This is a genomic window from Mesorhizobium sp. M4B.F.Ca.ET.017.02.2.1 (assembly GCF_003998955.1).
Classification (GTDB): domain Bacteria; phylum Pseudomonadota; class Alphaproteobacteria; order Rhizobiales; family Rhizobiaceae; genus Mesorhizobium; species Mesorhizobium abyssinicae.
On the sequence record NZ_RZOF01000019.1, the window covers coordinates 1 to 21,576 of the forward strand.

The window sequence follows — 21,576 nt, forward strand, 5'->3', positions numbered from 1 at the left end:
CTCATTCAATATAAACATATTTTCCATTGAAATGCAATGGTTTGCGAAAGTATGGAATTTGCGTGGCGCAAGGCCTGCGTCGATCTTCAGCCCGTCTGGTTGGGAAAAATCGCGGAAAATCCGGGCGTTAACTGGGGTTCCGGACACCGGCACCGCCGCGTCCGGATTGAGCAGGCCGGGCCGCGAAAACGGCAGCTCTCCGGCGTTAAGACCCGACGCGATTTCGCTCGCGAAGTGTGAGGTTGCTCATAGTCCGGAACGTCGCGTCGGCGCATTGCTCCGGCGTGTGATGTCGCTCTTTCAGGTCTCGCTTATGGAACAGCATCGCAAACGAACACGAAAATCGGCGCATGACCGAATATGCCCGATCGTGCCCGATTTTTCTGTTTCAAGCCGGTTACACGGGCAGGCCTTGCGTATCATTCCCCCGTTACCGGGTGCGATTAAATTCGTTTCATACAAAAAAAGAAAGACAACGAAGGGGATTGCGATGTTCACGAAAGTCGAGACAGCCAACCAGCGCCTCCAGGCTCCGGAGCGCAGCGACCGGCGTCCGAAACTGGCGCTGCGCCAGCGCGCCAGCGACCATCCGATGGCAATGTTCATGGCGATTGGCGCCATTGCCTTCGCCGGCATGTTCTTCACACCGGCGGCAGGCCCCGCCTTCGCGTCGTTCGACCCGCCGGCCGGTGTCGTCGATGGCGCGCCGACCACGATCAAGACCGGGCGTCTGCCGATGCCGCAGATCGATTTCGCCTGCAAGGGCCAGGCCTGGGGCGCCGAGAGCGCCGACTGCCTGCGCGCCATTGCCGAGCAGTCCGGCAAGCACAGGGAACGCGCGGTGCGCATGATCGCCAATGCCGCTCCGCTGACCAGCACGCCGAACGTCTTCTGATTTGTCGAACGTGATCCGCGAAACAGTTCCCCGCTTCGCAATCACGCTTTGACCTCCCCAGAGCGCTCCTCCTGCGCTCGAGTCAGGCTCCCACCGCATAGTCGGTTGGGAGCCTCTTTTTTGGGATCTATTGATATTCAAGTGAGGCCGGCCTGCGTAGGGCGGTCGCTACCGGTACTCGCGTAGCAAAAGTACGCTGCGTTCCGGTTCTCTCAAACCGCCATTCCCGGCTCGGCCTGACAGATCCCGAGGGCGCCTAATCCTAGCTCTCGACGGAAGCCTGCTCGGCTATCGCCGAAAGCACGCCGCGCACATCGAGCGTGCTGAACGGCTTTTCCAGGATCTGCGGCCGCTGGTGCGGCGGCAGCGCCTCGATCTCGGCCTTGGCACCGATGAGATCGCCGGTGACCAGCACGAAGCACTGCGCCAGCGCCGGCCGTTCGGCGAGCAGCTCGCGATAGATCGATATGCCACTGGTGCCGGGCATGCGCAGGTCGGAAAAGACGATGTCGGGCGGCATCTGACCGCTGAGGATCGACGCCGCCGATGTCCAGGCCGGCACCACCCGCGACTTGACGCCCATCAACTCCAGTATGTCGGAGAGCGAGCCGGCGACGTCGGGCTCGTCGTCGATGATCAGCGCGTGGCGCAGGCCGCTCGAACGTGTCGGGCTGTCCGTGCCGGCAGCCGGGCCGGCGGTAATCGCCGGCAGTTGGACGACGAAGCGGGCACCGTGCGGCTGCACCTCCTCGAACCAGATGTTGCCATTGTGCCGCTCGATGATCGACTTCGAGATCGACAGGCCGATGCCGGTGCCGACGCCGACCGGCTTGGTCGTGAAATAGGATTCGAAGATGCGTGAACGGATCGCGTCCGGCACGCCCGGCCCGTTGTCCTCGACGGAGAAGCCCGGATTGCCGCGCTCGCTGCGAAACGTGCGCACCTTGATCAGCCGGTCGCCGGCGACGCCGGCCAGCGCATGCTGGCTGTTGACGAGGAAGTTGGCGGCCACCTGCGTCACATGATCGGCATCGGCCATGGCCAGCAGCGGGCCGGCGGCGAAATCGGTGTCGATGATGATGCCGCTGGAGCGCGCGCCATAGGCGGTGACTTCCAGCGCGGCGCGGATCACCTGGTTGAGATCGGTCTCGGCCTGCTCGGTCGGATGCAGGCGCACCATCGACAGGAAGCTCTTGACGATGCGGCCGCACCGCTCCGCCGCCGCGCGCACCTTCTCGGCGCGCACCTTGGTCTGCGGGTCGCTGGCGAACTCATGCAGCAGCGTCGACTGCGCGACGACGACGGCAAGCGGATTGTTGAGCTCATGCGAGACGCCGGCCAGCAGCGAGCCCATGGCCGCCATCTTCTCGTTCTGGTGCAGCTTCTCACGCTGGCGGCCGATCTCCTCCTCGGCGCGCAGCTTGTCGCGCAGGTCGCGGATCGAGCCGAAGATCAACCGACGGTCGGCGACCCGCATCTCGGTTGCGGTCAGCTCGATCGGGAATACCTCGCCGACGGAATTTTGGGTCACGGTCTCCAGCCGCTGGCCGACCATCGGCGAACCGCGGCCCGACATGTATTCGGCGCCCGAGGCATAGCCCTTGCGGTAGTAGATAGGCACGATGGTGTCGAGCAGGTCCTTGCCGAGAATGTCGCTGCGCTGGAAGCCGAACATCTTCTCGGCCGCCGGGTTGAACTCGATGATCGAGCCGGTCTCGTCGATGACGACGATGGCGTCGAGGGAGGCCTGCAGCATGGTGCGGCGGATGACCTCGCTGGCATGGGCGTCGGAGGGCGAATGCTCGATAGCGTCGCCGATGGCGAGCGCGATGATGTGTAGCGTCGCCTCTTCCTCGTCGGTCCATTCGCGCTCGGCGACGCAGTCGTTGACCGCCAGCGTGCCCCAGAGGTGACCGTGCGCGAAAACCGACACCGACAGGAACGACTTGATGTTCTGCTTCTCGAAGTCGGCCCTCAGGAAACCGTCGAGGTCGCGGGTATGGCCGGCAAACACCTTGCCTTGCCGCTCGTCCTCCTGCAGCCGCTCCAGCAGCGGGTCCGAATTGATGATCGACTGCATGATGACGGTGGGAGAGGCGAGTTCGCCGCCAAAGTCGGGATTGATCCAGTAGGCCGAGACCGACTGGGCGAAGCCTTGGCCGGGAAGCTCGCGCAGCCGAAACAGGATGCCGCGCTGGCAGTCCATGGCGCGGCAGAGCGTCTCCAGGATGACGTCCATCTCGCGCTGCCAGTCGCCGGCCTCTCGGAGCCGGCGCACGACGCGGACAGCCGCCATTGCCGCGCCCTGGCGGGTGGCTTGCGTGTCGGTGCGCGCGGCTGCAGCAGTCATGTCTAACAAGTCACCCAGGGCCAGATCGGCAAGATATGAAATTGAGCACACAGGCTCGGAAAAATCGACCACGGTTTCCCGCAGGAACCATACGCAGGGCCAAAATGCTACAGCGTTCTTTGCGCATCCGGAAGGACGCGCGGCGTCGATGGTTGCGGATCTGGAAAATCCCGGGCCGTCATCGCCACATGACGGCACCTCAAATCGATCCAGGCCGCCCTGGCTCGGGCCTAGTTGCCGTCGCCGGCGGGGAGCGAGAAGATATAGCCTTCGCCGCGCACCGTGCGCAGGAATTTCGGGTTGGCCGGATCGGCCTCGATCTTCTTGCGCAGCCGCATGATGCGGATGTCGACCGCGCGCGACGATTCGGGGTCCTCGACGAAGCCGATCGCCTCGGAGATCGCGGCCCGCGTCAGCAGCCGGTTGGCGCGGGTCAGGAAAACTTCCAGCACGTCGAACTCGCTCTTGGCCATGTCGACCACCGCGCCGTTGGCGCCGGTGACCAGCCTGCCGTCGAGATCGGCATGGAAGGCGCCGAAGCTCATGCGCCGGCCAGTGCCGGTTTCAGGCTTGGCCGCCTGGGGCTCCGCCGGTTGCGGAACGCGGCGCAGCACGCTGCGCACCCGTGCGAGCACCTCGCGCAGCTCATAGGGCTTGACGATGTAGTCGTCGGCGCCGAGCTCCAGCCCGACGATGCGATCGAGCGCGGTGCCGGCAGCGGTGGCGTAGATGATGCCGATCGGGGTCTTAGAGCGCAGCCAGCGACCGAACGACAGGCCGTCCTCGCCGGGCATGGCGATGTCGAGGATGGCGAGATGAAAGGATTGCGTCTCAAGCAGGGTCCGCGCCGCGGCGGCACTTTCGGCCGTCGCCACGTCATAGCCGCTGGCGCCGAGATACTCGGCGACGGCATCCCTCAGGTCAGGCTCGTCCTCGACGACGACAATTCTTGCCCGCACTATGCTCTGGCTCCCGCTTTCAGCGGAAAGTAGATTGGGTATAAACATGATGTCCAGCACTCATCTTGAGATGTCTGTCGCAGGGTGGAGAAAAATGGCCGCACGATCCGTCATCGCGCTCGTTTCCGTCGCCGAAGTGGTGGCGGGCGACCTTGCCGACCATCTCGAGCGGCGCGGTCATGACGTGCGCGCGGCGCGCCAGCCCTGGGAAGCGGAATCGCTGCTTTCGGCCAAGGGCATCGATGTGGTGGTTGTCGGCGACAGTGTGAGCCAGGCCGAGGGGCGCGATCTGCTTCGGCGCTTTGGCGGCGAGGGCGGCCCCGACTTCATCCTGATCTGCCGGCCGGCCGATCTTGTCGACAAGGTGCTGGCGCTCGAGCTCGGTGCCGCCGACGTCGTCGAGAGCCCGCTCAACGTCAGGGAACTGGCCGCGCGCATCGGCGGCCTGCTGGCGCGGCGCGGCAGGGCCGCCGGAGAACTGATCGTGCTGGAAAACGCGACCGTCGATCTGCGGTCGGCGATGGTGATGCACCGCTCGGGCGCGGAAGACCAGCTTTCGCCCGGCCAGGTGGCGCTGCTCAAGCTGTTTCTGGCAAGTCCCCGCAAGGTGCTGACGCGCGACGACATCATCGCCGCGGCGCCGGCCGAAAATGCCGACGCCTTCGACCGCTCGATCGATTCGCGCATCGTGCGGCTGCGCCGCAAGCTCGACACCGAAACCATCACCACGATACGCGGCGCCGGCTACCGGTTCGACCCGCCGACGCAGCGCGTCGATTGAATCAGCCAGACTGTTCGATTGTTTCAGCATCGGACCGGTTTCCATTCTGGTCCGATGCTCTCGCTCAGCGCAGCACGATGGCCGAAGGGCCGGATGGCGCATCGCTGGCGATGGCGACCACCTCAGCCTGGGCACGGTCGCGCAAGAGGACAGTGGCAAGGCCGGCAAAGCCCAGAAGGCCTTGCGCGTAGAGCAATGCGGAAAGCACGGCTGCGGCAGATTTCGTGTTCATTGGCTCCATCCCTTCAACTATGCGGTTTCGCTTCAGGAAACCCCCGAAGCGCCCGCGCCGCCCACGGAGCCCCCCGCAGCGGCGCGGGCCTTCGGTCCTCTCGGCAGCAAGTAGCCGGAGGCGCCGCGCATCCACTTCAGCCGAAGGCCGACCCGCCAGAGGGCCTTCAGCCGGTTAACGCGCAGGCTGGACACGATCCAGACCGTGGCGATGAACAGCGCGGCATGCAGCGTCGAAATCTCGCCGGAATTCATGGCCGCAAGTGTCGTCGCCGGGTTGCCGGCAACAGAGCCGACACCGCCGAGGACGATTGCAGCGACGCTTATCCGGAGAAGCCAGGAGCGTAGGTTCGTTTTCCTGCCCATTTTCGTTTTGCTGTCGTCTGTTCCCGTTGCGTCAACTGTGCTGCCGGCTTGTATCGGGATCATGCCGCACGGGCTGCGCTTTGTTGCAGGCTGGTTTCGGCGCCGGCCGTATCGCTTTCATATCAGAGACATACGCGCTTTCGTTTGGGGGCTTTGCAGCCTCAAGCCGGTAACCAGGCGTTAACCATGCGGCCTGCGACCGACCACGCCCAACGTCGGGCTTGTTAACCAGGGGAAACAGATTCGAAACAAATGTGCGCATCAAGCGAAATCGGCTTGAAACATCGCCCAGCGATAAGTCCGGCATCGAATTGGAGCCGGCCCCGACCGGCAGAGAGAGGGGACAACATGAGCACCACCATTTCCGCCAGGCTTATCAACATCACCGCCGCTGCCCTGACTGGCGCGGCCCTGCTTTTCGGCGCCGGCAGCGGCGCCGCCCACGCCAACCAGATCCTGGCGCGCGTCTCGCTTTCGCAGCAGACCATGGAAGTGCTGGTGGACGGCCGGCCGACCTTCGCCTGGAAGGTCTCGACCGGCGACAGGTCGCATGTCACGCCGACCGGCTCGTTCAAGCCGACACGCATGCACGAGATGTGGTATTCGAAGAAGTACGACAACGCGCCGATGCCGCATTCGGTGTTCTTCAGCGGCGGCTACGCCGTGCATGCGACCTATGCCATCAAGCGCCTCGGACAGCCGGCCTCGCATGGCTGCGTGCGGCTGCACCCGGATGCTGCGGCCGATTTCTACCAGCTCGTCCAGGCCTTCGGCCCGTCGAACACCAGCATCGTCATCGTCAAGTAGCTGGCTGTGGTCGAAGGCGGCGAGGAGGGTCGGCAAAACCTCCTCTCATCCGTTCCGCCTCCCGCCTGAAGAGGCATTGCTTCTTCCGCGGTAAACGCCCAACCAAAAAAGAGGCCGGAATTTTCCGGCCTCTTTTTTTGTCTTTCGTTTCCGTCAGTCCTGCAGCGCCGGCATCAGGTTGGGATCCGGCTTCTCGGCATGATGCGGCAGGTCCTTGCTGGCGATGAAGGTGTAGAACATCGGCACCACGAACAGCGTGAACATGGTTCCGACCAGGATGCCGGTGAAAATCACCAGGCCCATCGAATAACGGGCGGCGGCGCCGGCGCCGCTGGAGGTGATCAACGGCACGACGCCGAGCGCCATCGCCGCCGTGGTCATCAGGATCGGCCGCAGCCGGACCTTGGCCGAAGCGACAATCGCGTCGCGCCGACGCATGCCATGCAGCTCGCGCTGCTGGTTGGCGAACTCGACCAGCAAGATGCCGTGCTTGGTGATCAGGCCGATCAGCGTGATCAGGCCGACCTGGGTGTAGATGTTGAGCGTGCCGAGCCCGATATTGAGCGGCACGATGGCGCCGAAGATCGACAGCGGCACCGCCATCATGATGATCAGCGGGTCGCGGAAGCTTTCGAACTGCGCCGCCAGCACCAGGTAGATGACGAGCACGGCCGCGGCGAAGGCGATCATGATCGTGTTGCCCTGCTCCTTCTCCTGCCGGGACTGGCCGGCATAGTCGACGAAGAAGGTTTCGGGCAGCGTCTCCTTGGCGATGTCCTCGATCGCCTTCAGCCCGTCGCCGGTGGTGACACCGGGCAGCGGCAGGGCCGAGATCGTCGCCGAGTTCAGCTGGTTGAACTGCTCGATCGCGGCGGGCGCCGCGTTGGTGGAAATCTTCACCACCGCCGACAGCGGCACCATGTCGCCCGAGGCGCTGCGGACGAAATACTGCGACAGCTTTTCCGGGTTGTCGCGGAATTCCTGCGGCACCTGCGGGATGATGTCGTAGCTGTTGGAGTCACGGTCGAACTGCGCCACCTCGGCGCCGCCGACGAGCAGCGTCAGCGTGCGGCCGATATCGGCGATCGGCAGGTTGAGAGCCGCCGCGCGGTCGCGGTCGATCGTGACCGTCACCTGCGGCGCGTCATAGGACATCGAGTTCTGCACGACGATGAAGCGGCCGGAGGCCTGCGCCTTGTTCTTGATATCCTCGGCCGCCTGGTAGACTTCGGAGGCGTCGCCGGTGGAACGCACCACAAAGGAGATCGGCAGGCCGCCGCCCGAACCGGGCAGCGTCGGCGGCGCGAAGACGAATGCCTCGACGCCGGCCACCTTGGCAAGCCGGCCGGTGATGTCCTCCTGGATCTCCTTCGAGCTGCGGCTGCGCTCGGCCCAGTCCTTGAAGGCGAAGCCGACGAAGGCGCCGTTGGTGGCGCCGCCGAAGGCGACGGCCGAGAACTGCGCGCGCGTCTCGGGGATGTCCCTGACCAGGCCGAGGATCTGATTGACGTAGGTCTCGGTATAATCTGAGGTCGCATAGCGCGGCGCGGTCACGATCGAGAGCAGGAAGCCCTGATCCTCCTCCGGCGCCAGTTCGCTCGAGGTCTTGGTGAACATGAAGCCGGTGAGCGCGACCAGCGCGACCACGATCAGCAGCGTCACCGGACGGTTTCTGAGCGAACTGGTGACCATCCTCTCGTAGACGCGCTCGACGCGGCCGAAAGTGCCGTCGACAATGCGCTGGAAACGGCTGTGCGAGCCTGCCTTGAGGATGCGCGCCGACATCATCGGCGTGATGGTGATGGCGATGATGCCCGAAAGCACCACCGAGCCGGCAAGCGTCACCGCGAATTCGCGGAACAGCGCGCCGGTGAGGCCGCCGGTGAAGGCGAGCGGGGCGAACACGGCAGCCAGCGTGATGGTCATGGCGACAATGGCGGACAGGATCTCGCGCATGCCGTTGAACGCCGCCTGCATCGGCGACATGTGATCCTCTTCCATGTGGCGATGGATGTTTTCCACCACCACGATGGCGTCGTCGACGACGAGGCCGATGGCCAGCACCATGGCGAGCAGCGACAGTAGGTTGATGGAGTAGCCGACCGCAAACAGCAGGAAGCAGACGCCGATCAGCGACAGCGGAATGGTGACGATAGGCATCATCACCGAGCGGAACGAGCCGAGGAAGAGCAGGATGACGACGATGACGATGGCCACCGCCTCGCCGATGGTCTTGAACACTTCCTCGATCGAGGCGCTGATCTGCTCGGTGGAATCGTAGACGACCTCGATCGACATGCCTTGCGGCAGCGTCTCCTGGATCGTCGGCACCAGCTTGTGGATCGCCGCCGCCGTGGTCAGCGGATTGGCGGCCGGCGTCGGGAAGATGGCAAGGAAGGTGCCGGGCTTGCCATTGAAGCTCACCCTGGTGTCGGTGCTTGCCGCGGCAAGCTCGACGCGCGCCACGTCGCGCAGCCTGACCACATTGCCATCCTTGGAGCGCAGCGGCAGGGCGGCAAAAGCCTCCGGCGTCTGCAAGGTCGAGCGTACGGTGATCGAGGAGACGACGTATTCGTTCTCGGTGTTGCCGGGCGCCGACAGGAAGTTGCTGTCGTTGATGGCGGTCAGCACCTCGGCAGCCGTCACGCCGCGCGCGGCAAGCTTGACCGGGTCGATCCACACCCGCATCGAATATTCCTCGGCGCCGAAGATCTGCACGTCGGCGACGCCCTCGACCGTCGACATGCGCGGGCGGATGACACGCTCGATATATTCGGTCAGCTGCTCCTTCGTCATGTTCGGATTCTGCATCGAGATGTACATCATCGCGAACTCTTGCCCGGTGCCCTTGACGATCACCGGATCCTTGGCGGCGTCAGGCAAAGTGCCGCGCACGCCCTGCACCTTGGACAGGACTTCGGTCAGCGCCACATCGGGATTGGAGCCGAGCTTCATCTGAACAACAACGGTGCTGGACGACGGCCGGCTCGAAGAGGTGACGTAGTCGATGTTCTCGGTCGAGGCGACGGCGCGGGCGATCGGGGCGGAGATGAAGCCCTGGATCAGGTCGGCGCTGGCGCCGGGATAGGCCGTGGTGATCGTGATGGCGGTTTCCTCGACCTTCGGATACTGCCGGATCGACAGGTTGAAGATGCCCTGGAAACCCAGCAGCAGGATCATGCAGGCAAGCACGGTCGACAGGACCGGCCGGCGGATGAAGATGTCGGAGAAATTCATTGCTGTGCGGCCTGCTTGTTTGCCGGCTTGGTCGGATCGATCGTGTTGTCGACAGCAACGGACATGCCGTTGAAGAGCCGGTTCTGGCCGGCGGTGACGACCTCATCGCCGGCGGCGATGCCCTCCAGGATCTCGACCATGCCGGCATTGCGGCGGCCGGGCTTGACGAAGACCTGGGCAAGCACGAGCTCCGGCTTTTCGCCCTCCGCCGGCTTGGCCGCGGCATCGGCGGGCTTTTCGTCCGGCTTGGCCTGCGGGGTTGAGCCGGTCTTTGTCGCGTCCGGCTTCTCTTCGGGCTTGGCCGCCGGGGCGGCAGCGCCGGCCGCGGGCTTTGCCGGACGGACGACGAAGACGAAGTCGCCATAGAGGCTGTAGGTCAGGGCCGTCTGCGGCAGGCCGAGGACATTCGGCTCCTCCGGCAGTTCGACGCGCACCTGGACGAACTGGCCCGGCGTCAGCTTGCCTTCGGGATTGGCGACCTCGGCGCGGATCGAGACCAACCGGCTCGCCGGGTCGATCTTGGGATCGATGCCGCGAATGGCGCCGGCGAACGGCATGTCGCTGCTGCCGCCGCCGATGCCAAGCCGCACCGTCTGGCCGATCTTGAGCAGCGGCAGCTGCTGTTCAGGCACCGAGAAGTCGACCCGCATGGTGTCGAGGTCCTGCAGGGTCACCACCGAGGAACCGGTGGCGAGATATTGGCCAAGGTCGATCTTGGGGATGCCGACCGTGCCGGCGAAGGGCGCCGTCAGCTGCTTCTGGTCGAGCACCGCCTGCAGCTTGTTGACCTGCGAGGCGGAGGCCGACGCGGTCGCCCGCGCGGTGTCGAGCGTGGCGTCGGTGCCGACGCCGCGCCGCTGCAATTCGATGGCGCGTTCCAACGCCGTCTGGTCGGACACGTTCTGCGCCTTGGCCGCCGCGAGATCGGCGCGCTCGACGGCATCGTCGAGCTGCAGCAGCACGGCGTTGTCGGCAACCTTCTGGTTGGCGTGGAACATGATGCTCTTGACGATGCCGGCGGTTTCAACGGTCAGATCGACGCCGCGCACGGCGCTGACGGTGCCGATCGCCTCGACGCCGGGCGTCCAGTCGGACGGTTTGACGATGACCGTCGACACGGTCGCCGCAGGCGGCTTCATGGTGGCGAAATACTGCTTGATCGCGCTGTCGCGAAACAGGTTGAAGCCAACGATGCCGCCGCACACCAGGATGAGCAGAAGCAAAATTCCGGTGATGATCAAGAAGCGCTTCACGAACAGTCCCCCTCGGCCGGCGTCCGGCATAGTCGTCGAACAGCGGGACAAATATCGAAGACAGGTCCCGCTTTCAAATGATGGCGATCTTACTGTACCGTCTGGACGGTGTTGTCAATTCCGCCTAGGCTAATGTAAGGGGGAGACACCGATGAAAGCCCGCAGAGCAAATTCGCGTGACAGGATACTCGCCGCCGCCGCCGACGTGGCGCGCGAGGCGGGGCCGGGCAGCCTGTCGCTGGACGCCGTCGCCAGCCGCGCCGGCGTCTCGAAGGGCGGCCTGCTCTACAATTTCCCGACCAAGGCCAAGCTGATGCAGGGCCTGGTGGAGGACTATCTGAAGGCGTTCGAGCAGGCGCTGGAGACGCGCACGGCGGACGCAGGCGGCGAGACGCCGCTCGAGGCCTATATCCGGCTTTCGGCCAATGATTGCGAGGAGCCGCAGCCTTCCGCCTCATGGATATTCTCGGCGATCGCCGAGGATCCGGATTTCCTGACGCCGATAAAATCCTTCAAGCGGCAGCTGTTCGAGCGGCTGAAGGGCGAGACGAACGACCTCAAGGCGCTGCTGGTCTGCTTTCTCGCCATCGAGGGGCTTCGCAGCATGAATCTCTTTGATTCCGATGTGCTTTCGCCGGACGAGCGCAGGCTGCTGCTGGCGTCACTGCTGGAGATCGCCAAGGTGAATTGACGCTGGCCGCGACAGGCTAGGCCAACTATCAACCACTCGCCCAAGTTGGTCTGGTAAGCCGTCGCACCTAGCGAAGCGGGGATCCCGAGACCGGATCATCCGCTCAATCAAACCGGCGGCGCGAGGTGCGCGAGACGCGCAGGAGGATTATGTTGCACGGCACCATGACAATCCCATGTCACGCCCGGCGAGCGCCAGTGCGCGCGCTCCCGGACGGCATCACAACATTGTAATCGCACCGACATATGGCCATGGCATTGTTATGTTGCGGCGCACAAACTATGTGCGGCAATATCCCGTTCCACCTGTCGCGAGATCATCATGGGTTCCCTGTCCTCGAAGAACGCCCTCGTCACCGGCTCAACCAGCGGTATCGGTCTGGCAATCGCCCGCGCCTTTGCCGCCGAGGGCGCCAATGTCACCATCAATGGACTCGGCGATGCCGCTGCGATCGAGCAGGAGCGCGCCGGCATCGAGAAGGATTTTGGCGTCAGGTGCCGCTATTCAGACGCCAACATGATGGATGGCGCGGCGGTCAGCGCCATGGTGCGTGAGGCCGAAGAGGCGTTCGGCAGCCTCGACATCCTGGTCAACAATGCCGGAATCCAGCATGTCGCGCCGATCGACGAGTTTCCCGACGACAAATGGGAAGCGATCATCCGCATCAACCTGCTGGCGGCCTTCTATGCGATCAAGGCAGCACTTCCCGGCATGAAGGCGCGCAAATGGGGCCGCATCATCAACACGGCCTCGGCGCACGCGCTGGTCGCCTCGCCGTTCAAATCGGCCTATGTCTCGGCCAAGCACGGCATCGCCGGCCTCACCAAGACGGTGGCGCTGGAGGTTGCGCAGAATGGCATCAGCGTCAACGCCATCGCGCCGGGCTATGTCTGGACGCCGCTGGTCGAAAAGCAGATCCCCGACACGATGAAGGCGCGCGGCATGACCGAGGAGCAGGTCAAGCACGACGTGTTGCTCGCGGCACAGCCGACCAAGGAGTTCGTCACCGTGGACGAACTCGCCGCGCTGACGCTGTTCCTTTGTTCGGACGCGGCCAAGCAGATCACCGGCACGACCTTGCCGATGGATGGCGGCTGGACGGCGCAGTAGGCGCCGTCTCCCGCGGCGCGGGCGCCGTTTGCGAAAGCGTCTTTCTTGACAAGGCGAGAGGATCGTTCCAGCATTGCGGCAAGGGGTTCATCGCGATGACCCCGTGAGGCGTCAGCCCAACGATCGCGTCCAAGCTCTCTCTTTCCGGAGGTGGACGCCATGCCGTCAACGACCGAAATCACCGTACAGCAACTTTCCCGCCTCGTCGGCTTACCGGACGCGCCCGTCCTCATCGATGTGCGCATCGACGAGGATTACCAGGCCGATCCGCGCCTGCTGCCGGCATCCTGCCGGCGCAATTTCAGAACCGTCGCGAACTGGGCGGGGGAGTTCACCGGCTCCAGGGTGGTCATCATCTGCCAGAAGGGGCAAAAACTCTCGCAAGGCGTGGCAGCCTGGCTGCGCCATGAAGGCATCGAAGCGGAATCGCTGGAAGGCGGTTTCGAGGCCTGGGCGGCGGCCAAGGCGCCGCTGGTCACGGCCGGCGCGATACCGCCGCGCGACGACAAAGGCCGCACGGTCTGGGTGACACGGGCGCGGCCCAAAGTCGACCGCATCGCCTGCCCCTGGCTGATCCGCCGCTTCGTCGATCCCGAAGCGGTGTTCCTGTTCGTCGACGCGGCCGAAGTGCCGGCGGTGGCCGACCGCTTTTCGGCGGTTCCCTTCGACATCGACAATGTGTTCTGGAGCCATCGCGGCGAGCGCTGCACCTTCGATACGATGATCGAGGAGTTCGGCCTCGCCTCCGAAGCGCTCGATCGCCTGGCGCTCATCGTGCGTGCGGCCGACACGGCGCGGCTCGATCTCGTGCCGCAAGCGGCGGGCTTCCTCGCCGCGTCGCTCGGCCTGTCGCGCATGTTCCGCGACGATCTCGAGCAGCTCGAGGCCGGCATGCTCCTCTATGACGCTTTCTTCCGCTGGTGCCGCGACGCCACAGAGGAAACGCACAACTGGCCGAGCGGGAGCAAGCCGTCATGAACGACCTCGCGGCGGACGACGATGCCGAGGCCGCCGTGCCGGCGGCGCCGAGCTTCAGGGAGGCGGTGCGTCTGTGGGCGAAGATCGGTCTGCTCTCCTTCGGTGGGCCGGCCGGGCAGATCGCCCTGATGCACAAGGAGCTGGTCGAGGAGCGCCGCTGGATCGGCGAGCAGCGTTTCCTGCATGCGCTCAACTACTGCATGCTCCTGCCCGGGCCGGAGGCGCAGCAGCTCGCCGTCTATATAGGCTGGCTGCTGCACCGGACCGCCGGCGGCCTCGTCGCCGGCATCCTGTTCGTGCTGCCGGGAGCGGTCGTGATGCTCTGCCTCAGCAGCTTCTACATGCTCTACAACGACGCGCCGGTGATCGAGGCGCTGTTCTTCGGCGTCAAGGCGGCGGTGCTGGCGGTGGTCGTCGAGGCCGTCATCCGCATCGGCAGGCGGGCGCTCAAGAACCGGGCGATGGTGGCGATCGCGGTCGCCGCCTTCCTCGCCATCTATGTCGTCAAGCTGCCGTTCCCGCTGATCATCCTGCTGGCTGGGTTAACCGGGTGGGTCGGCAACCGCCTCGTGCCGGGCCTGTTTTCCGGATCCGCCCATGGCAAGGACACCAAACAGGACAGCCGGGGCGTTGTCGACCTGATGTTCGAGCGCGGCCAGCTCGGACACACCAGGCCAACGAAATGGCACGCGCCGCGCACCATCGCCATCTGGCTGCCGATCTGGCTGGGGCCGGTAGCGCTGATTGCGGCGCTGACCGGCCCGGCCAGCGTCTGGACGCAGCTCGGCAGCTTCTTCAGCGTCATGGCGGTCGTGACCTTCGGGGGCGCCTATGCGGTTCTCGCCTATGTCGCGCAGGCGGCGGTGTCGTCGTTCGGCTGGCTGGCGCCTGGCGAGATGGTCGACGGCCTCGGCCTGGCGGAGACGACGCCGGGGCCGCTGATCCTGGTGCTGCAGTTCGTCGGCTTCGTCGCCGCCTACCGTCACGCCGGCGCGCTCAGCCCGCTGCTTGCCGGGTCGCTCGGATCGTTGCTGACGCTCTGGGTCACCTTCGTGCCTTGCTTCTTCTGGATCTTCCTCGGCGCGCCCTACATCGAGCAGCTGCGGCAGAACAAGGCACTGTCGGCGGCGCTCGGCGCGATCACCGCGGCCGTCGTCGGCGTGGTGATGAACCTCGCGCTGTGGTTCGCGCTGCATGTCGTCTTCGGCACGGTGCGCAGCGTCGGCGTCGGCATGGAGATCCCCGTTCTGGCGTCGCTCGATTGGCGCGCGGCGCTGCTGTCGTTGGCGGCGATGGTCGCCATGCTCAGGCTGAAGGTCGGCATGCTGCCGACGCTGGTTGCATCGGCGCTGGCGGGGCTGGCGCTGCAGGCGCTCTGACCTCGGCGACATCAGCACCCGCTCTCTGGTGGCGGCACTGCAGCAGCGCGTCGATCCGGTCGCGACCGGGGCGATCACGGCAGGGTGATTTCCAGTCCGATCGAACGGCATGGTGTTGTCGGCAGCCGGCATCGAAGGCTACACGGATTGTCGCGTGTGCCCGCAACGATGCCCGGCTGCACGATTGTCTTTCGAGTTGGAACGCAACATGACGCTGACGCGCCGCAAATTTCTGAATACCACGGCGGTGGCCGGCGCGGCAGGGATCGGGCTGTCGGCCATGGGGAAGTTGGTCAGCCGGGCATTGGCCGGGCCCGATCCGGTGACGCTGAAGACGGCCAGGATCGAGGCGAAGCTGATGGATGTCGGCCGGACCAGGGATGTCCTGACCTATGGCGAGGCCGGCATGCCGCCGGTGCTCAGGATGAAGAAGGGCGAGCCCTTCGCCGCGCGGCTGATCAACGGCATCGACGATCCGACGACGATCCATTGGCACGGCATCCGCGTCCCCAACAAGATGGACGGGGTGCCGTTCCTGGTGCAGCCCTATGTCTACACCGGCGATCATTTCGACTATCAGTTCACGCCGCCGGACGCTGGCACCTTCTGGTATCACCCGCACTGCAACACGCTGGAGCAGATGGGTCACGGGCTGACCGGCGTGATCGTGGTCGAGAACCCCAACGATCCGCAATTCGATGCCGAAAAAGTGATCAATCTGCGCGACTGGCGCCTCGGCGACGACGGCCAGTTCATCGACCAGTTCCGGCCTCGCGACGCGGCAAGGGCGGGCACCTATGGAACGGTGCGAACCGCCAACTGGCTCGACCAGCCGCAATTCGACGCGCCGGCCGGCGGGCTGGTGCGGCTGCGGGCAGCCATCACCGACGTCACCCGCGTCTACGCCTTCCGTGTCGAGGGCGCCGAGGCGGCGGTGATCGCGCTCGACGGCAATCCGGTGCCGCAACGCTTCGCGCCCGACGCCTTGCAGCTTGGACCTGGCCAGCGGCTGGATCTCGCCATACGCATGCCCGACGACGAGGGCGCCATCGTCAGCCTGAGAGACGTCAGGGGCACCAAGCCCAAGATACTGGCGACGCTGCGCGCGGTCGGAAAGTCGCTCAAGCGCGACGTTCGCGATCTTGCGCCGCTGGAGGCCAATCCGGTGGCGGAGGTGGATGCCGCCAGCGCCCAGCACATTTCGCTGGCACTCAGCGCCACCGCGGAAAACGTTCCGGCTGACGGCATCTGCGGCTCGCTCGGCTACAGTTTCTGGGCGATCAACAAGGTGCCGTGGCCCGGCGACACGCCGGACCCGACCGCGCCGCTGGCCGACCTGAAGATCGGCCGAAGCTATGTCATCGACATGGAGAACCTGACGCCGCAATCGCATCCGATCCATCTGCACGGCATGAGCTTCAAGGTGCTGTCGTCGTCGACGCGCCCGGTCCAGCCGCTGGTCTCCGACACCTATCTCATCCAGCCCGACGAGAAGGTTCAACTGGGTTTCGTGGCCGACAATCCCGGTGACTGGCTGCTGCATTGCCACGTCATCGAGCACCAGAAGTCGGGGATGACGAGCTATATCCGGGTAACCTGAGGATTGCTCGCCGCAACGCATGACGGCGGCTCGCGTCGCGGGCAAAGGCGGTTTCGCAGCCGCTTGGACAAAGGCGCCGTCGCGCGTTTCCAAACTTGACCAGGATGCCATTTCCAAAACCTGCGACTGCGCATTTACAACTAACATGTTAGTGTGATAAAGCTGCCTGCATAGTGACATCAGGAGAGCTTTCGCAGTGACTTCGCGCTTTGGTCTTTCGGTCGCCCTGGCGACGCCTTTTCATGCGTCCGGGCAGATCGCGGTCCCCGCGATGGTCGCGCAGGCCAAGGCCTGCCTTGTCGCCGGGTGCGGCAGCGTCACGCTGTTCGGCACCACCGGCGAGGGCGCCTCGATCGGCACCGAAGAGCGGCGCCGGATCGTCGAGGCCATGCTGGCCGACGGCATCCCGGCGCATCAGCTCGTTTCCGGCGTGCTGGTCGATGCGGCCGAGGACGCGGCCGAGCAGGCGCGGCATGCGCTGCAGCTGGGCGCCCGCAACATCCTGCTGGCGCCGCCGAGCTATTTCAAGAATGTCGGCGAGGACGGGCTGTTCGGATGGTTCGCCGCCGTCTTCGCGGCGCTCGGTCCGCTGGCCCGCGACGTCCTGCTCTACAACATCCCGTCCGTCACCATGGTGCCGTTGCCGCTCGGCCTGATTGGCCGGCTGCGCGCCGCCTTTCCGAATGTGGTCGCGGGCGTCAAGGATTCGGGTGGCGACTGGACCTACAGCGAGGCGCTGCTTGCCGCGCATGGCGACCTGGTGATCCTGATCGGCGACGAGCGGCATCTGGCGAGGAGCGTGCGGCGGGGCGGGCAGGGCGCCATTTCCGGCATGGCCAATTTCGTTACCGGCGAGATCCGCGCCATGGCGGTGGACGGCCGCGACGATGCCCGGGTCGAGAATTTCGTGCTCGAACTGCTCAAGTTTCCGGTGATACCGGCGGTCAAGGCGATGCTGGCGCGCAGCACCGGCGACGACGGCTGGCTTGCCGTTCGTCCGCCGCTGGAGCCGACCTCCCAGCAGGGGCGCAAGCAGCTTGCCGCGGCCTACGACCAATTGTTTGCGACAGAGCCGGCCTGACCGGCAAAGGAAGCGCTGAATGGAAGACGGCAGCGAACCGGCAACCCTCAGGGAAAAGGCCTATGCCAGCTTTACGCGGCACTTGCTGGCGCGTGACCTGAGGCCCGGGCAATTCGTGTCGCAGCGCGAGCTGGTCGCCTTCACCGGGCTGCCGCTCGGCGCCATCCGAGAGATCGTGCCGCGGCTCGAGGCCGAGGGCCTGCTGACCACCATTCCGCAGCGCGGCATGCAGATCGCCCATATCGACATCAACCTGATCCGCGAGGCCTTCCAGTTCCGCCTGTTCATGGAGCGCGAGGCGGTGGCGCTGTTCACCGTCAGCGCCGCCGATGCCGAGCTCGCCCGTTTGCGGCGCGAGCATGAGGAGATGCTTGCCGAGGCGCTGGCGCAGCCGGCGACGCCGGAGATGGAAGCCAGGGCACAGACCATCGACTGGGCGATGCATGACACCTTCATCGACGCGCTCGACAACGAAATCATCGCCAAGGCCTATCTGGTCAATTCGGTGAAGATCCGGCTGATCCATCAGGAGCGGTTCCGCATCGACGGCCGCGTCGTGCCGGTCATGCGCGAGCACCTGGCGGTGATCGAGGCGATGGAAAGCCGCAACCCGCAAAAGGCGGTCGAGGCGATCAGCCTGCACATCGACAATGCGCGCCGGCTGGCGCTGCAGATCTGAGGGAAATGAGCCGCGCCGCGGCAGCGGCGCAATCCACAACGACAGCAACCCCGGGAGGAAGAAATGTCGTCCAATCCGTTCAGCCCAACCAGAAGGCAACTGCTTGCCGGAACAGCCGCTCTTGCCGCCGCCGGCCTCGCCGGCCTGCGCCCCAGCTTCGCCGCCGGCGTCGACTGGAAGCGCTTTGCCGGCACCACGCTCGACGTCAATCTGGTCAAGAGCCCGCGCAGCGACACGCTGATAAAGTATATCGCCGAGTTCGAGGAACTGACTGGCATCAAGGTCAATGCCGAGGCGACGCCCGAACAGCAGCAGCGCCAGAAGACGGTGATCGAGCTCAGCTCAGGCAAGCCGAGCTTCGACGTCGTGCATCTCAGCTACCACGTGCAGAAGCGGCAGTTCGAGAAGGGCGGCTGGCTGGCCGACATCTCCGGCTATCTCGCCGATCCGACGCTCACCGATCCGGCACTGGTCGAGAGCGACTTCGCCGATGCCGGCATGGTCTTCGCCAAGGATACGCAAGGCGTGCTGCGCTCGCTGCCGTTCTCGGTCGACTACTGGATCGTCTACTGGAACAAGGAACTGTTCGAGGCCAAGGGGCTGAAATATCCTGAGACCTTCGAGCAACTGGTGGCGGCGGCCGAGGCGCTGACCGATCCTTCGGCCAACACCTATGGCTTCGTCGCCCGCGGACTGAAGAACGCCAACACGCCGGTGTGGACGTCGCTGATGCTGGGCTACGACATGACGCCGCTCGATGCCGAGGGCAAGCTGCGCACGCTGTCTCCCGAGGCGGTCGAAGCGGCCGGCCTCTACCAGCGGCTGATGACCAAATCGGCGCCTCCCGGCGTCACCGGCTTCAACTGGGCCGAGGCGCAGTCGGCCTTCCTGCAGGGCAAGATCGGCATGTGGTTCGACGGCGTCGGGTTCGCGCCGCCGATGGAAAATCCTGAAAAGTCGCGGGTCGTCGGCAAGGTCGGCTACGGCGTCATGCCGAAGGGCCCCAAGGCGCATGCCTCCGGCACGTTCGGCGACGGCATCGGCGTCACCGCCGCCAGCGAGAAGAAGGAAGCGGCCTATCTGTTCTGCCAATGGGCGGTGTCGCCGGCCATGGGCGCGCGGCTGCTGCAGGCCGGGGCCGGGGTGCCGTTCCGCAAATCGGTGCTGGAGGATCCCAAGGTGCGCGAGGGCGTCACCATGCCGGCAAGCTGGCTCGACGCCGTGGTCGGCTCCGGCAATGTCAGCCGGCTGGCGCTGCCGGTCATCATCCCGGTCACCGAGTTCCGTGACATCTATGGCGTGGCGCTGAGCAACATGATCGCCGGCGCCGATCCGGCGGACGAGCTGAAGAAGGCCACCGACCAGTTCCAGCCGGTCCTGGACCGGAGCGAGCAAGGCTGATGTCCGCCACCACCCCAGAACGGACCGGGGTGACGATGGAAGCCATGGAAGGGAGCCAGACGGTGCGTCTGGCTCCCAACTACTGGCCCTTCGTCCTGCCGGCGCTCGTCGTCGTCGGCGCGGTGATCGTCTTTCCCTGGGCATTCACGCTGTGGATGAGCGTCAACAGCTGGACGCTCGGCCAGTCGCGCAGCTTTGCCGGGATGGACAACTATCTGCGCCTGGCGGGCGACCCGCGGTTCTGGGAATCGCTCTGGCACACGCTTACCTACACCTTCCTGTCGGTCGTCGCGCCGATGTTCCTCGGCACGGTCGCGGCGCTGATCTTCGATGCGAAGGTTCCGCTGCGCGGCCTGCTGCGCGGCGTCTTCGTGATGCCGATGATGGCGACACCGGTCGCCGTGGCGCTGGTGTGGACGATGATGTTTCATCCGCAGCTCGGCGTGCTCAACTATCTCTTGTCGCTGGTCGGTATCCCGCCGCAGGAATGGATCTTCAATGCCAGGAGCGTCATTCCCTCCCTGGTCGCGGTCGAGACCTGGCAGTGGACGCCGTTGGTGATGCTGATCGTGCTGGGCGGGCTGGCCTCGGTGCCGCGCGAGCCGTTCGAGAGCGCTGAGATCGACGGCGCCAACGCCTGGCAGCAGTTCCGCTACCTGACCTTGCCGATGATCGCGCCGTTCCTGATGATTGCCGTCATCATCCGCACCATCGATGCGCTGAAGAGCTTCGACATCATCTACGCCATGACCCAGGGCGGTCCGGGGACCGCGTCGGAAACCATCAACATCTATCTCTACAACACCGCCTTCTCCTACTACGACATCGGCTACGGCTCGGCCATGGCCGTGGTGTTCTTCGTCGTGATCGTGGCGCTGTCCTTCGTCCTGTTAATGCTGCGCCAGCGCTCGCAATGGATCAACGCGGAGGGCAAATAGATGACGTCGCAGCTCCTCAACCGGATCGGTCTGTTCTTCGCGGCCCTGGTGCTCGTCTCGCCAGCGATCCTGTTCTTCCTCTGGATGATCTCGCTGTCGCTGAAATTCGAGATCGACAACGGCGCCTATCCGCCGATCCTGATCCCCGAGCGCTTCGCGTGGTCGAACTATGTGAAGGTGTTCGAGGAGAACAACTTCCTGCTCTATCTGTGGAATTCGGTGCTGGTCACCGGCACGGCGACGCTGCTGGCGCTCCTGATCGGCGTGCCGGCGGGCTACGGCATCGCGCGGCTCAAGGCCGAGCGCTCGGCCGTCGTCATCATGATCGCCCGCATGACACCCGGGCTGTCCTACCTGATCCCGCTGTTCCTGTTGTTCCAGTGGATCGGCATCCTCGGCACGCTGTGGCCGCAGATCATCATCCATCTGGTGGTGACCGTGCCGATCGTCGTCTGGGTGATGATCGGTTATTTCGAGACGACGCCGATGGAGCTGGAGGAAGCGGCCAGCATCGACGGCGCCAGCTCCTGGCAGGTGTTCCGGCTGGTGGCGCTGCCGATCGCCAAGCCGGGCATCGTCGTCGCCTTCATCCTGTCGGTCATCTTCTCGTGGAACAATTTCGTCTTCGGCGTGGTGCTCGCCAGCCGCGAGACGCGCACCTTGCCGGTCGCCGTCTACAACATGCTGTCCTACGAGCAGGTGAGCTGGGGGCCGCTCGCCGCGGCAGCACTCGTGGTGACGCTGCCGGTGCTGGTGCTGACCCTGTTCGCGCAAAGGCAGATCGTCGCCGGGTTGACCGCCGGCGCCGTCAAGGGCGGCTGAGGCCGGTCCGACATCACA

General features: G+C 65.1%; 19 protein-coding genes. 13 read left to right on the top strand and 6 right to left on the bottom strand.

Going from position 1 to position 21,576, the window contains the following annotated elements; all coding sequences use genetic code 11:
* Nucleotides 1–490 precede the first annotated feature (490 nt).
* Nucleotides 491–895, top strand: a complete 405-nt coding sequence (locus EN738_RS04540; RefSeq protein ID WP_127282675.1) for a hypothetical protein — start codon at nt 491–493, stop codon at nt 893–895.
* Between the two features lie 262 nt (nt 896–1,157).
* Here the strand turns inward: EN738_RS04540 and EN738_RS04545 are convergent, their stop codons facing one another.
* On the bottom strand, nt 1,158–3,245 hold the full coding sequence (locus tag EN738_RS04545; RefSeq protein ID WP_245478382.1) for a hybrid sensor histidine kinase/response regulator: 2,088 nt from the start codon (nt 3,243–3,245) through the stop codon (nt 1,158–1,160).
* A gap of 230 nt (nt 3,246–3,475) precedes the next feature.
* The gene (locus tag EN738_RS04550) at nt 3,476–4,204 is read right to left on the bottom strand and encodes a response regulator transcription factor (protein ID WP_245494361.1); all 729 of its coding nucleotides are present in this window, start codon (nt 4,202–4,204) and stop codon (nt 3,476–3,478) included.
* Nucleotides 4,205–4,298: 94 nt separating this feature from the next.
* On the opposite strand from EN738_RS04550, the gene EN738_RS04555 reads away from it, so the two are divergent.
* Nucleotides 4,299–4,985 carry a response regulator transcription factor gene (locus EN738_RS04555; protein ID WP_127282650.1) on the top strand — a complete coding sequence of 229 codons (687 nt, stop codon included), beginning with the start codon at nt 4,299–4,301 and terminating at the stop codon, nt 4,983–4,985.
* 64 nt (nt 4,986–5,049) lie between these two features.
* On the opposite strand, the gene EN738_RS35330 is transcribed toward EN738_RS04555, so the two are convergent.
* On the bottom strand, nt 5,050–5,217 hold the full coding sequence (locus tag EN738_RS35330; RefSeq protein ID WP_187331470.1) for a hypothetical protein: 168 nt from the start codon (nt 5,215–5,217) through the stop codon (nt 5,050–5,052).
* A 32-nt stretch (nt 5,218–5,249) separates the two neighbouring features.
* Nucleotides 5,250–5,582: a hypothetical protein gene (locus EN738_RS04560; RefSeq protein WP_127282651.1), complete on the bottom strand. Its 333-nt coding sequence runs from the start codon at nt 5,580–5,582 to the stop codon at nt 5,250–5,252.
* A 348-nt stretch (nt 5,583–5,930) separates the two neighbouring features.
* Here EN738_RS04560 and EN738_RS04565 point away from each other — a divergent pair, with 348 nt between their 5' ends.
* The gene (locus tag EN738_RS04565) at nt 5,931–6,389 is read left to right on the top strand and encodes a L,D-transpeptidase (protein WP_127282652.1); all 459 of its coding nucleotides are present in this window, start codon (nt 5,931–5,933) and stop codon (nt 6,387–6,389) included.
* A 153-nt stretch (nt 6,390–6,542) separates the two neighbouring features.
* On the opposite strand, the gene EN738_RS04570 is transcribed toward EN738_RS04565, so the two are convergent.
* Both EN738_RS04570 and EN738_RS04575 read right to left on the bottom strand, forming a co-directional pair.
* Nucleotides 6,543–9,626 carry an efflux RND transporter permease subunit gene (locus EN738_RS04570; protein WP_127282653.1) on the bottom strand — a complete coding sequence of 1,028 codons (3,084 nt, stop codon included), beginning with the start codon at nt 9,624–9,626 and terminating at the stop codon, nt 6,543–6,545.
* Complete coding sequence (locus EN738_RS04575; RefSeq protein ID WP_245494362.1) at nt 9,623–10,885, bottom strand: efflux RND transporter periplasmic adaptor subunit; 1,263 nt, start codon at nt 10,883–10,885, stop codon at nt 9,623–9,625. The genes EN738_RS04570 and EN738_RS04575 overlap by 4 nt, the downstream gene beginning before the upstream one ends.
* Nucleotides 10,886–11,030: 145 nt before the next feature.
* Between EN738_RS04575 and EN738_RS04580 the strand changes: the two genes are divergently transcribed.
* The 10 genes from EN738_RS04580 (at nt 11,031) to EN738_RS04625 (ending at nt 21,558) form a co-directional block, all read left to right on the top strand.
* The gene (locus EN738_RS04580; RefSeq protein WP_127282655.1) at nt 11,031–11,570 is read left to right on the top strand and encodes a TetR/AcrR family transcriptional regulator; all 540 of its coding nucleotides are present in this window, start codon (nt 11,031–11,033) and stop codon (nt 11,568–11,570) included.
* Nucleotides 11,571–11,891: 321 nt separating this feature from the next.
* Nucleotides 11,892–12,680, top strand: coding sequence for a 3-hydroxybutyrate dehydrogenase (locus EN738_RS04585; RefSeq protein WP_127282656.1), 789 nt, complete (start codon nt 11,892–11,894; stop codon nt 12,678–12,680).
* 159 nt (nt 12,681–12,839) lie between these two features.
* Entirely contained in the window at nt 12,840–13,658 is an 819-nt protein-coding gene (locus EN738_RS04590; protein WP_127282657.1) for a chromate resistance protein ChrB domain-containing protein, read from the top strand.
* Entirely contained in the window at nt 13,655–15,037 is a 1,383-nt protein-coding gene (gene chrA, locus EN738_RS04595) for a chromate efflux transporter (RefSeq protein ID WP_127282658.1), read from the top strand. Before EN738_RS04590 ends, chrA begins: the two co-directional genes overlap by 4 nt.
* A 208-nt stretch (nt 15,038–15,245) precedes the next feature.
* Nucleotides 15,246–16,637: a multicopper oxidase family protein gene (locus EN738_RS04600; RefSeq protein WP_127282659.1), complete on the top strand. Its 1,392-nt coding sequence runs from the start codon at nt 15,246–15,248 to the stop codon at nt 16,635–16,637.
* A gap of 196 nt (nt 16,638–16,833) precedes the next feature.
* Nucleotides 16,834–17,718: a dihydrodipicolinate synthase family protein gene (locus EN738_RS04605; protein ID WP_127282660.1), complete on the top strand. Its 885-nt coding sequence runs from the start codon at nt 16,834–16,836 to the stop codon at nt 17,716–17,718.
* Nucleotides 17,719–17,737: 19 nt separating this feature from the next.
* Nucleotides 17,738–18,397, top strand: a complete 660-nt coding sequence (locus tag EN738_RS04610; protein ID WP_127282661.1) for a GntR family transcriptional regulator — start codon at nt 17,738–17,740, stop codon at nt 18,395–18,397.
* Nucleotides 18,398–18,460: 63 nt separating this feature from the next.
* Nucleotides 18,461–19,798, top strand: a complete 1,338-nt coding sequence (locus EN738_RS04615) for a sugar ABC transporter substrate-binding protein (RefSeq protein ID WP_127282662.1) — start codon at nt 18,461–18,463, stop codon at nt 19,796–19,798.
* Nucleotides 19,798–20,736 (top strand): sugar ABC transporter permease, encoded by a 939-nt coding sequence (locus tag EN738_RS04620; protein ID WP_127282663.1) that lies wholly within the window; start codon nt 19,798–19,800, stop codon nt 20,734–20,736. The genes EN738_RS04615 and EN738_RS04620 overlap by 1 nt, the downstream gene beginning before the upstream one ends.
* Nucleotides 20,737–21,558 carry a carbohydrate ABC transporter permease gene (locus tag EN738_RS04625; protein WP_127282664.1) on the top strand — a complete coding sequence of 274 codons (822 nt, stop codon included), beginning with the start codon at nt 20,737–20,739 and terminating at the stop codon, nt 21,556–21,558.
* The last annotated feature ends 18 nt before the right edge of the window (nt 21,559–21,576 follow it).